The sequence below is a fragment of the Methanomassiliicoccales archaeon genome (assembly GCA_029907465.1).
In the GTDB taxonomy this organism is placed as follows: Archaea; Thermoplasmatota; Thermoplasmata; order Methanomassiliicoccales; family JACIVX01; genus JACIVX01.
Genome location: JARYLV010000005.1, coordinates 22,928 through 35,187, shown reverse-complemented (window position 1 = coordinate 35,187; position 12,260 = coordinate 22,928). Strand labels below are relative to the sequence as shown.

8 protein-coding genes and 1 rRNA gene are annotated in these 12,260 nt (G+C 45.6%); 1 reads left to right on the top strand and 8 read right to left on the bottom strand.

All coding sequences use genetic code 11. From position 1 onward, the window contains the following. Positions 1–243 precede the first annotated feature (243 nt). Positions 244–912 carry a DNA repair and recombination protein RadB gene (radB, locus tag QHH00_03155; protein MDH7508380.1) on the top strand — a complete coding sequence of 223 codons (669 nt, stop codon included), beginning with the start codon at positions 244–246 and terminating at the stop codon, positions 910–912. 23 nt (positions 913–935) lie between these two features. Here radB and QHH00_03150 read toward each other — a convergent pair whose 3' ends face one another. The 8 genes from QHH00_03150 to QHH00_03115 form a co-directional block, all read right to left on the bottom strand. Continuing rightward, the gene (locus QHH00_03150) at positions 936–1,931 is read right to left on the bottom strand and encodes a polyprenyl synthetase family protein (GenBank protein ID MDH7508379.1); all 996 of its coding nucleotides are present in this window, start codon (positions 1,929–1,931) and stop codon (positions 936–938) included. Next, positions 1,928–2,995 (bottom strand): type 2 isopentenyl-diphosphate Delta-isomerase, encoded by a 1,068-nt coding sequence (gene fni, locus QHH00_03145; GenBank protein ID MDH7508378.1) that lies wholly within the window; start codon positions 2,993–2,995, stop codon positions 1,928–1,930. The genes QHH00_03150 and fni overlap by 4 nt, the downstream gene beginning before the upstream one ends. 4 nt (positions 2,996–2,999) lie before the next feature. Then, positions 3,000–3,773, bottom strand: a complete 774-nt coding sequence (locus QHH00_03140; GenBank protein MDH7508377.1) for an isopentenyl phosphate kinase — start codon at positions 3,771–3,773, stop codon at positions 3,000–3,002. A gap of 208 nt (positions 3,774–3,981) precedes the next feature. Beyond that, positions 3,982–4,797, bottom strand: coding sequence for a zinc ribbon domain-containing protein (locus tag QHH00_03135; protein MDH7508376.1), 816 nt, complete (start codon positions 4,795–4,797; stop codon positions 3,982–3,984). Positions 4,798–4,942: 145 nt separating this feature from the next. Beyond that, positions 4,943–5,063 (bottom strand): 5S ribosomal RNA (gene rrf, locus QHH00_03130). A gap of 110 nt (positions 5,064–5,173) precedes the next feature. After that, positions 5,174–5,671: a DUF835 domain-containing protein gene (locus QHH00_03125; GenBank protein MDH7508375.1), complete on the bottom strand. Its 498-nt coding sequence runs from the start codon at positions 5,669–5,671 to the stop codon at positions 5,174–5,176. A gap of 163 nt (positions 5,672–5,834) precedes the next feature. Further along, positions 5,835–6,569 carry a DUF92 domain-containing protein gene (locus tag QHH00_03120; GenBank protein MDH7508374.1) on the bottom strand — a complete coding sequence of 245 codons (735 nt, stop codon included), beginning with the start codon at positions 6,567–6,569 and terminating at the stop codon, positions 5,835–5,837. A 148-nt stretch (positions 6,570–6,717) separates the two neighbouring features. Next, positions 6,718–11,670, bottom strand: a complete 4,953-nt coding sequence (locus QHH00_03115; GenBank protein ID MDH7508373.1) for a PKD domain-containing protein — start codon at positions 11,668–11,670, stop codon at positions 6,718–6,720. Positions 11,671–12,260 lie beyond the last annotated feature (590 nt).

Genomic DNA, 12,260 nt, shown 5'->3' with positions numbered 1-12,260 from the left:
AGTACCAATTGAATGACGATACATAATGGATCGTTAGACATCTAAATCATTTAGATTTCAGTTTCTAAATGCAACAGATTTCTATATTGTTCTCTCGTGGGCCTCTAAACTCTGAACACTGGCGTTCGATCCGATGCTCTGGATGAGATTCTGCAAGAGGTACAATGATTCTATCGGCCGTGACTGTTGCACGCTCATGAAACCAACAACAAAGATTATTGTTTTCAACTACCTTTTCTGATTGTGGATAGGATCCCGTTCGGTTGCGCTACGCTGGACTCAATGCTCGATGGTGGTATCGAGACTGGCTGTCTGACTCTCATCTACGGAGAGGCTGGCACCGGCAAAACCAGCCTTTGCCTTCTCCTTTCATGCAATATCGTCAAGCATGGGAGGAAAGTCGCTTACATCGATACGGAAGGTGTCTCTCTGGATAGATTGCGCCAAATCGCTGGTGGCGATTTCGATGTAATTGTGAAGAACATCTTGTTCAGCGAGGTTCATAGCTTCGATGAGCAAGAGAAGATGGTCGACAGGGCAGTCAAGATGGCAGAGGGCAATCCCGACATCGGCCTGATCGTACTTGATTCCGCGACGATGTATTACCGCCTGACGAGCAGGCAGGAAGAAAGGTCAGAAAGGAGATCGATTGCGAATCAGACGGTCAAGTTGCTCAGCGTCGCAAGGAAAATGAACATTCCGATATTGCTGACATCTCAGGTTTACACGGACGTTGAGAAGGGCACATACGAAGCGCTAGGTGGCCATGCACTCCATCACAATGCAAAAGTGATTATACGCCTGGAGAAGTTGTCGCCGGGGCGAAGAAGAGCAATTCTCGTTAAGCACCGACATCTTCCTGAAAATCGGATCGCAGAATTCGTGCTCACAGACCGGGGAATCTCGTGCTAGGTCTTTGTCTTTCTTGATGACACTCATTTTTTTCTTCCGACGGCGAAATCGACGAGTGCCGATAGCATCTCCTTTTCTTTGCTGTCATCGAGACATTCGAGATTCATTTTCGCCTTTTTTACAAAAGAAAGGGCAGTCTCCTTCGCGTAATCAATACTGCCAAGATCGCGAAGCACATCGAGAACCTCATGTATCCTCTCCTCGTTCGCCTTTTCGTTGCCTAGCGTGGATACAAGGAGCTCTTTTCTCGTCTTGTCCTTTCTGTCGTCGAGTTCCTTCAATGCATGAAGAACGATAAGTGTACGCTTACCGTTCCGGATGTCTGACCCGACAGGCTTTCCGAGTTGTTCTTCTTCTCCCGTGATCCCGAGGACATCATCCCAGATCTGGAAGGCAATGCCGAGCATCCTCCCATATTCTCTCATTTCTCTTATCTGGTTTTCTGACCCCCCCGCAATAATCGCGCCCCCCTCTGCTGCGCAAGCAAACAGAACCGCGGTTTTTTTCTCAACCATCTCCAAGTATTCCTGCGGTGTCACATCGTTCCGCGTCTCGAAGTCGAAGTCCATCTGCTGCCCTTCGGCAATCAACCAAACTGTTCTAGAAGTAATTGCGTATAATCGATTCAATCGTTCTGGCGTCGTTTTGGTCTTGCCGATTACCTCGAATCCACGCGCGAACATCGCGTCTCCCGCGATAATCGCTGTCGGAATGTCGAAAAGAACGTGGACTGATGGTCTCCCCCTTCTCATAGGGTCTTGGTCAATAATGTCATCGTGGATCAGCGTAAAATTATGAATGATTTCAAGGGCGCATCCGAATGGAATGGAGCCTTCACCATCATGGCCAACAGCCTCAGCGACGAGGTATGCTACCAGTGGCCTTAATCTCTTTCCCCCAGCCTCAGGATAATGGCGTACGGCTTTCATCAATTTCTCCGGTTTCCCTTCCTCAAGGTATGACATCAAACTCCTGTCCACTCGTTCGATGATCCCTCTCATTTCTGAAAGAATGCTCATATCCTCCTCCTCCAGCACTGTTCAAGCCAATCCTTTGTCAATCCTGTGAGCACAAACTCCTTTTTTTGAAAATCTGAAACTCTAGCACAGCCTGTCAGGAACATCGCGGTTCTGAATTCCAGTTGCATGATCTTCAATTTCTTGACGACAGCTTCTGCCGAGTCCATCGCAGCGGTAAGAATCGATCTCGCAACGCCAGCGCATTGAGCACCTAGAATGATACCCTTAGCGATATGGAGGCCATTCATAACCCCCCCACTTGCGATCAAGGGAAGTCCGACGTTTGCTAGTATGACGGAGGCAGGCGCGGGGATCCCCCAGTCTCGGTAAGTCTCTCCCAATGCTACACCCCTTTCATCGCCGATTTTCTCTGATCTGAACTTTTCGACGGCGGAGAAACTCGTCCCTCCAGCACCAGAGACATCAATCCCTCTAATCCCGGTCCCCTTTAGTCTCTCGGCTACTTCCCTCGAAATTCCGGCGCCCGTCTCTTTTACCATTACTGGGAACTCCTTGGCGACCGCTCTAAGCGCTTCCAAGCATCCCCTTGCCCGTGTGTCCCCTTCAGGCTGTACAACTTCTTGCAAGAAATTGAGGTGGACGCTGAGGAGGTCGGCATCGATCATCTGAAAAGCCTTCTCGATGGAAGATAGATCGAAAGCCCTCTTGTTCCGTTGCTTTACCAATTGTGGTGCCCCTATGTTCCCGATTTTTAACGGTATATCGAACTCTTTGATTACAGAATAGCTACTCTCGTCACCGTTCTCGAGCGCCGCACGTTGGCTTCCAACCCCCATTCCGATTTGCATTTCTTCGCAGGCCTTCGCAATGTTCCTATTGATCTCAGCCGCTTTTCCATATCCTCCTGTGATTGCGGTAACGATGAGAGGAAATGAGAGTTTGCGGCCGAATAGCGTTGTTGAAGTATCAATTTCCTCGAAGTCGACTTCTGGCAGAGCGTTGTGTACGAGTTTCACATCGTCCCAATAGTTATAGTGAAAACTGACATCCTTTTCAATCGAGACCTCGACATGGTCAGCCTTCCTTTTCTCGATACGCCTCATAGACTCATTCACCAACGACTCTTGTTCCTTTTACGGTGTCTCCCTTGAGTGCTGCTTTGAGCCTTCCAGGGACATTACCGTTAATTACGAGACATTCGCAGTTCCTCGACGCGATACGTACCATTCGCTCAATTTTCCCAAACATGCCTCCAGTCACATCTACATACTTAGAACTCTTTGGTATGCGCTCTAGAATCGATCGATCGATTTCTTCGATCAATCTAGCATCGGGATTTGATGCTGGATCGGATGAGAAAATGCCATCGACGTCCGTGCAAAATATCGCCCTTTCCGGTTTGAAATGGCTCGCAAGTTTTTCCATGAGCTGGTCGCCAGAACAAATCCCGAACTTCTGTCTCTTGTCGAGGCAGACGTCGCCAAATGTCACGGGCATCGTATCTAGTTCGATAAATCGTTCGAACAGGTCGTAATCAAGATAGGCGATCTCGCCAGAGTTCAATCTTGTTGATGTACTCGGAGGTATGGAGACAGCAGCAATGCCTTTCTCCTCGAGAATTTTCATGACATTCAGGTTGAGTTCCCTCACATCGACCATTACTTTTGCAAGACCGGGTATCTGGTTGTTTGAGATAAAACCCTTTTGCAGGCTGTATTCATTGGCAAGTAGGTGTCCGAAGGATCCGGCTCCATGAACAAGAATGATCTTCTTTCTCGCGCTTTTTATTTCATCGACCAATCTTTCGACGTTTTCTTTGCGAAAACTCCTCAGTTGACTCTTTTCCGTGATGACACTACCGCCTAATTTCACGAGGATCATTCAACCAGCAAAAGCATCAGAAGGTGTATATAAAAAGGTTCTCAGAGACTGATAGTCGAATTGTTGTCGTTATAAATTTGACGAAGCTCCAGAACATGGAGGGGGTCCATGTGTTTCTCAAAAGACTGAGTCGTATCTGCGAAATCATTCTCCTAATGGCGTCTCCCTTAATGACGGGGAATCGCAAATGTCTTCTAGAACGCCAAGACTAAAGTTTCGTCCCGCATCGTCTACAGAATTTATCGGAAGGATCGACTTCGGCGGAGCAGGAGGGGCATTTAGGAATCCTATTGATTTTTGCTCCGCACTTACCACAGAAATTATCCTCAGATCTGACCAATGCTCCGCATTGTAAACATTTCTCCGCCTCGTCAGATCGTTCCTTCAATTCCTCCTCATCTTTCTTTTCCGCCGATGCAGGTCGATCGACGGTCTGTCCATCCGCGCACCTCTTCGCTTTATACGCGTATTTGAGCGCTTCCGTGTACTCGGTACTTGCAAAACATTTCTGAGCACTTTCCAAATAGGCCCTCGCAGCCGTTGTGTCCAAACCTCTTTGGCTCGCTGTCTCGATACCTATCCGTGCACTCTCGATCATAAATTTTGACTCGATGTAGTTCACAGGGAGTTTCTTGACTTCTTGGAATGGAACAACTGGCTCCTCCTGCGGTGCAGGTGTTGAAGCGATCTCCTCGAAAACCTCAAAATCCTTTGATTTTGCATGTCTGAGCGCCTCCTTGGCTTGGTCAGTCAGTTCCTTACAAGTTAAATAATCTCTCCTCTGATAGGCTCTTTCCGCTTCGAAAATCAATCGATCTGCATCTGTTGTATCTTTGTTCTTCTCTTTCAGGGCCTTTGAAACAGCGCTGGTAGTAATCAATGCGTTGTACGCTTCATCTCGTATTAACACCGTCTCGATCTTGTCTTTCCTTTTCGACCTCATATATCTCAGCTCAAAGAAGACGACGATCGCAAATACCGTCACGCCGACGGCAATGACCATTACATCCCACGAAATAGCCATCAGCGGCACCGACTCTAGGTTCCTATTACGATCATTGATGCTTAAATCTTTTATTGCTCAAATTAACCTTCGAATGAGTCTGCTTATGCAGAAATGTTGATGGGGTCATTGTTGCCTTGTGTTGATCGTGAAAAATTGTGCGAATGGCTGACAGCGATCCCTGCTTCCCGTGGGCTCGCGCACCACAGTACAACAGGGAACGTGGGCGGGCTTAACTGCCGGGTTCGGATGAGACCGGGTGTATCCCCGCCGCTATGGCCGTCATACCATTCGCGTTGTGTCGCTTAAACAGGAAGCATCTATAAATAATTTGTTGATTGAAACGACCAGGCGTCTCAATTGAAACTAAAGATGAAACATAAGATGCCCGGGAGACTCAATCTGACATTTTCATAACAACTTCATCACCTTCGCAAATCGCGACAGCACATTTTTCGAGAAACGCCATTTCCCTCGCTGAGAAAGCACGGGGATCTACCAAGAAAACCATAATGCCTCTGTTTATCGCAGCCGCTTCGTACGCATGATTGATGAACTTCAATACCTTAGTGAAGTCATTTTGTGCTATGAGGTACTCGAGTCCTTCAAGAAAAACGATCGATTTTATATTAGCTGAAAGAAATCGAACGACGGTCTCTGTCAGGATTCCCATGTTCTGCGGGTTAATATTCCGTGGCCCTACCGTTTGTGAAATCCAAATAGTTTGTTCCTGCGGAATTCCGTATTCCTCTCCTAATTGATCGGGATGCATCCTTGTAATACAGAGGATCTTGCTGCCCTGATTTCTAGCGCTATTGCAAAGATTGAATAGTCTGCCTGGATCCCTTCCATGCAACAAGTAAAGGTTTCCTCGCTTCAGATTTACTTTCATCATCAGCGTCACTTTAATTCTCTTATCTCAACCCATTCCCTACATGTTAATTAATATTGTAGTCGATAATTGTTTTGGGTTGAACCATCTCACGTAACATGCATAGCAGATGCGACTATGGCTTTAGATAATGACAAATCCTTCTTGTTGGCGCTTATTGTAAATTCTACTGGACCATCTGAAAGATGCTCACGGCAATTACAGTGCCGGCAAGCATTGAAATGACATTGGTACCGAGCTTTGAGACAAATCCACGGTTCTCGAGCGTAGCGCCGATGAAGCTATCGATCATACATCCAGATACGCCAGCAAAGATGGGTATAACCACCATTACATCAATCGACATACCTGGCACAATCGCCAACCAGCCGATTATTGATGCGAAGGTTGCTGCGATGACAGCCCAGATTGTCCCTGCTAGGGATATCCCTCCATTTGTGCCAGGTGCCACTCGATTGAAATTCGTTATTAGATAGGTTCGAGGGCTCAATACACCCAGCTCGCTTGCGGTAGTATCGGCCGCTGCGACACTGATCGCGGAAAGGTAAGCGATCTGAGCTATCAGTTCGTTTTGCAAATCCAGGGAGTACGAGACCAAAGCGATAACCAATGGAACAAACCCATTGGCGAGCACATTACGGTATGTTCTCTCCCCTCTCTTGCCTTCCTGTAATCCTCCTGCCATTTTGAGCTGTATTTTATATCGGGTGACAAGAAATCCGAGGAGTACGAAGACGATGAGGATGAGTAACCAACTGATCGATCCGAACCAGCCAATAGTGAGTCCCACAGCGATTGACGCTATGCTACCGCTTGCGCTGAGCAATTTGAATTTATAGGCTAGGACCGCTAAGAGGCCGCAGAGCACCACCAACAGGACGAGGGTTTCGGCTGGAGACACGGCGATAAATACATCGAGGTAGTTATGAAATTATGGCTCAGAATTAGGAGTCTGTGTAAACAATCTTGTTTTAGATAATACTTCATAAGTCACTCAATTGAGTGGGCGATCGATAAGTTTCCCTTTCGATGGACATATGTGGCTTACTTCACAACCCGTCTTCATTTGAATCGTTTGGTCCTTTTATATTCTGATCTCCACTTTCATTCTTGATACTTGGGGTTCCCTCTCCCTGGCCAATTTTTTTTGCCAGATCTTCAAGTTCAGATATATCGGCGTAGTCTAACTCGGCCCCACATGAGGGGCACTGACTATTCTTTGGTGAAATCTTTTCACCGCATATCGGGCATTCGACCGTCAGAGCTCTTTCAATACTAAGGCGTTTTCTGATCGACTTGAAAAATTCGACTGGGATCTTCCATTCTCTTGCAAAAAGGAGATGGGCTTTATCCCGTACACCTCTCACCTTTTCAAGATCCCCGTCCCATTGTGCAAAGATGCTGCCGTAATCCCGATGGATCTCGTTCAGAATTTTTGGCATCTTTTGTGCGATCTTTGAGTCATACTTTCCGTGGAGAACAGCGACCAGGTAAATCTTCTCTCCCTTCTCAACAAGGATTTTCTTTTCGCCAAAGTCAAGCCGTTTGAGTGCTGTTGTGTCCTCGTCCTTGAATGCGGTTTTTACAAAGTCCTGGATCGCGACGAGCATACTGCTGAGAACATCATTATCCATTCCAGGTTTCAACCGGCGTGTATCGTGGGCGATAAGGCATCCATTTTCGTAGATCACAAAGACTTCATCAACAGCTGTCGAGAACTGCCTTACGTATACGTACAAACCGCCAAGTACAAGCCCAGCGATGCTCAAGCCCAAGATCCAAAAAGAGGGTTGGATCGCTTTCTCGGTGACAAGGACTTCAAGCTTCCCCGTTGTGAACTTATTCCCACTGACATCGACTGCTTCAATCCAATAAACAATAATCCCTGTCTTGTTTAAACTCTTGATCTGACCCACCCAGATGTTGCTCGACCCTTCGCTTTTGAGCATCGGCGTTGAGAAGGTCTCATTGTTAACTTCGTAAAACAAGGTCACATTTCTCAGAGCGATATTGTCTTCAACGCTCGCGGTTACCGTGATCGCTTTTCCCACGATAGCCTCTCCAACCATGATGTTCCCTATGCTTGGCGGGCTTCTGTCAACGGTTACCCACGCGCTCGTCTCATCCACTGCGCCGTTATCGTCCCTCACTCTCAGCGAGACACTATAGTTGCCATCACTCTCGAACATGTGAAGGACAACCGGGTTACGGCTCCAATTTGACCATCCTCTGCCATCATCAAAGTTCCATTGGTATTCCAAAGTAGTGAGATCGCTCATAGTGTCCTCTGACAGGCTTGCATCAAATCGAATTTCCCCGCTTTGCACGAGCCTATAGGAAAACTTGGCCTCAGGTTTTACGTTGTAAACAGTTATGATGATGCTTTCCTCAACGAAAGAATCAGAATCCCATACTCTGACCGCGACTAAGTATGTACCCTGCTTAGGGTAGGAGTGAACTGTCTTGTTTACTTGCGTGATTTCAGAAATATCAAAGGTGCCAGAAAAATTGTAGTCCCAGAAGTATCCTAAATTCTTTGGGCTCTCCCATCCAAGTCCTATTTCAACTTCTATACTTATCTCCGCATCCTCGATAATCTGGCCACCATTTGATCGTGCGCTCATCTTGAGTATAACGGGGGATGTATCTTTGACAGAGAGCTGTCTCTCAAAAGAGGCAACCGACCCATCCCCGTCGACGACAGTAAGTCTCACATTAAATGTGCCATTGTCAGCGTAATAGTGGCTTGGATTTCTCTCGCTAGAATGTGTCCCATCACCAAAGTCCCATGACCAGGACACAATTCCGTCATACGCTGTTGAGTTATCTTCAAACATTACTGGCTGACCTTCTTTTGGATCCAGCGGATTGAAGGAGAATAGAACCGTAGGAACGGAATCACGCACTTGAACGACCAGCGAAGAGGAATTAGTACTCCCGTCTTCGTCCCAAACCCTGAGGACTACGGTGAAGGTTCCATTCTGAGAATAGATGTGCTCAGGGTTCTTCTCATTACTGGTACCACCGTCTCCAAACTCCCAGTTCCAAGCGACAATGGTATCTGGATACGAGAAAGAGTTATCGATGAAAGAGACTTTTGAATTCTCGATCGGAGAAGCAGGTGATACAATAAAAGAAACGGAGGGAATGTTGTCACGCACACGAATTTCAATGGAAGTTGAACTCACTGACTCATCGGAATCCGTGACGGTCAAATTGACACGATAGGTGCCGTCTTTCATATAAGTATGTGTGACTGAACTGCTATTCCCGTCGACGATAGTTCCATCGCCAAATTCCCACCGACGAGAAATGATGGGGTCAGGATATGATCTCGAGGTATCAACGAACTCAACCGCTGAACCTTCGTTGACCTCACTGGGGTTGATATTAAAAGAGGCGGTTGGAGATAGATCCTCGATGATTACTGTAATATTGCTGTAGTTCGAAAGTCCCCCTCTGTCAATGACCCTCAATGAAACATTATAATTCCCATCAGCCATAAAAATATGAAAAGCTGTATCGCCATAATATATATGGCCATCACCAAAAAACCATGTGTAGTTGAGGGAAGCCCTGTCCGAATAAGAATCGGAAGAGTTGCGGCCATCGAAGAAAACTCCTGTGCCCTCTTGGAGTGGAGGACTGCTCGCGCAAAGGGCGAGGGCGCGGGGCGGGAGATTATTCTGGTAATTGATTGAAATTGCAGCAGAGAGTGGTGATGAAATCAGTAAGTCGTGTCTCAGATCACCATTCACATCTGCAACCAATAGATTTCCAAAACCACCGCCACACGAAAAAGACTGGATGTGTTTAAATGCGGAACCGTCGAACTCAATACTAGAGATTAACCCGATGCGGTTAGACATGACTGCAATTTCATCAAACCCATCATCGTCCAGATCACCGATGGATCCAGTCCAAATTCCGTTCTGCAAAAACGTCGAAAACTTTGAACCTGAACCATCTGAGAATCCATTTGGCAAGCCAGTCTTCTGAATATAAACCACTAATAACCCGTTATTCAATGGCACGACAAGATCTACCAGAGAATCGCTATTGATTTTCCCAGAGTTCAGGGAGACTGCAACCGACGAGGCATCTGGAACGAATTCCGCTCGTTGAAGGATCGAAAAAGAATGGGAAGGATAATGCTGGAAATAAATCTCTAGCTTACGGGCGCTGGAATTGAAGGCTGCGATGTCTATCATCGCAGGCCATCTCATCGTGGTCTCATACCCCGCATTAAAATTACCAGTTGTGAGATGAGTGTAACTACTCCCCGGCGCTAAGATTGTGGAAGAATGGAATTCGTCGAAATATGAAGGAGCTCCTATGTTGAAAAATATCTGGATCCCAAAGTCGCATGCGATGACCACATCAGGTCTCCCGTCGCCATTTATGTCGTTGATCGATATACCTCTTGGGCTGTCAAGTGATTCATTTATCTGTAGTGATAATGAAACTGCTTGGTTTTGAAAAAAGGCGTCTCCACCAAAATAGAATGTAATATTGTTGCTCCCTGAGTTCGAAACAACGATATCTGGGACTGTGTCGTTAGTCAGATCCGCAGTCTTAGCTTCAAACGGTGATATTCCAGTTACTTTCGATCCTGTTTCATGTTGGCTAATTTTATGGAATTTCAAAGTGTTGTTCGTGCATATAGCACCAATTTCCACGATCCCGTCTTTATCAAAATCTCCTTGGACGATCGATGTCGGCAGGCTCCCTCCATCGAGAAAAATATTTTCATTCGCATTACTAAGGAAGCCAGATTTAAGTCTATAATAGATGGTAATCGATCCATTCAAAGAAGTAGCATCTGCTGAAATGATCAAATCATCGAGGCTGTCGTTATTAATGTCCGCAGAAATTGCTTTCAGAGGAAATGCATTTGATGGAAAAGTGAAATTCGGCTCGCCATATGGCAAGGCTAGTTTTGTTAGAAAAATCTCTACGAGGCAAGAATCTCTTGAGACAGAGATCAAATCGTGAATTGAATCATCGTTTGCATCCAGCATTGTGGTTGTTATTGGATCATCAAGATTTTCTTTTGTAATGTATTCGATCAATTGCCGGATTGCGCTGTCATACTTGAAAATGGTAATCTTATTATCTCTTTCTGAAAGCACAACAAGCTCTTCTGGCCCAAGCATATCGACTTGTATAAAATGCATTTCGATCGGATTTCTCAGAGAACTTGAGTCTATGATCTGAATTTGGGTCCAAGTGGGAATACCGCTGACTATACCTCCTTTATAAATTGCTATTCTGCTAAAATCAGTATCTCCAATCGCCAGATCTGGGTGTCCGTCTTGATCTAAATCCGCTGTTTCAATGAGAGTAGCCCTGAAAAGACCAGCTGGAATATCCAACCTCACATAATTTTCCGGAAAGAAGCCAGTCTTCTTCAAATGAACGGTGAAGGTGCAATTTGGGCTTATGGAAGAATTGTAACTTACATATGCAAAATCATTGAATCCGTCCCCATCGAAATCATTTATGACGACACCATATGGATCTGGCCTTGCGTCCTTGTAGCTAATGCTATAGTCAAATCTTTGATAAAGCAAGTATGCCCGTCGAATTGTTGCCGAGGTCACTATAATGTCATCGGTACCGTCACCGTCGAGGTCGCCGATTGCCATTCCGGTGATTGTGGAACCGAGATTGATTGTCCTGCTGGGCTCAATGGCAAAGGTCCCATCTGTCCTTTGAAAGAATAACTCGATCGTTTTATTAACTCCACTCCCGACCGCGATGTCCTTACGACTATCATTATTAAAATCACCAACTCGAATAAATGCCGGGTCATTTTTCGTTCGAAGTACTGTTGTGAACAAATCGAAATTCCCGGCAGGACCATTTTCACCCTCTAAAAGAAAATGCTGTGCTTGGGAGATAATACTCTGATGTTGACCAATTTCAGGTCTCTCAGAAACCAGTGGAACTGTGATCATCAGCAGGACAGATAAGAGCACAGCTCCACAAAACTTATTCATCTGACCCCCTTGCTTTTTGTGTTATAATTGCTCCTTATATTATATATATTTCTTTTGTATCAAAAAGCTGGTTTTGTGAACATCGATTTCGTCATCGCTGCATGACAGAGGTTCATAGAAATAATGAATTTTAGTGATTAACGTAATGAATCGGTCAAAAATCCCAATGGTCTAGAACTTTTCTTGTAAACAATTCAAAAGAATTTTATGAGTATCAGCGATCGTAATTTTTCCTGGTGGGGAATTTCGAAATAATGATTATCCCTCTGTTGCAGAAGGGATCGATCCCAAAGTTCTTAGATTGAAGTTCGGACATGGGGGAAAGCGGCATATTCTTGTTCTCGTAGATAAAAGAATGTGAATGATGTCTGGAAAATTTTGAGGACTCCAGACAAGATGTCACCATCAATTTAGTCTAGCCAGGACTTAATGATCGGCTCACGTAAGCGCGAGGAAAAAAAAACAAAAAACTCGAAACTTCAATCCTGTGGGTTCTTAATATCAATATCTAAGACCAACAGTTTCCATACAAAATCGTTACAACGGTAGACTGATAAGGATAATTGGATTCGCGACGGGTCCTGTGGGGA

Bases quoted from the DNA above. Each gene is read 5' to 3' on its own strand.
- QHH00_03125 (MDH7508375.1), bottom strand. From the start codon at position 5,671: ATGATGAAAGTAAATCTGAAGCGAGGAAACCTTTACTTGTTGCATGGA.
- fni (MDH7508378.1), bottom strand. From the start codon at position 2,995: ATGAGGCGTATCGAGAAAAGGAAGGCTGACCATGTCGAGGTCTCGATT.
- QHH00_03135 (MDH7508376.1), bottom strand. From the start codon at position 4,797: ATGGCTATTTCGTGGGATGTAATGGTCATTGCCGTCGGCGTGACGGTA.
- QHH00_03115 (MDH7508373.1), bottom strand. From the start codon at position 11,670: ATGAATAAGTTTTGTGGAGCTGTGCTCTTATCTGTCCTGCTGATGATC.
- QHH00_03140 (MDH7508377.1), bottom strand. From the start codon at position 3,773: ATGATCCTCGTGAAATTAGGCGGTAGTGTCATCACGGAAAAGAGTCAA.
- QHH00_03150 (MDH7508379.1), bottom strand. From the start codon at position 1,931: ATGAGCATTCTTTCAGAAATGAGAGGGATCATCGAACGAGTGGACAGG.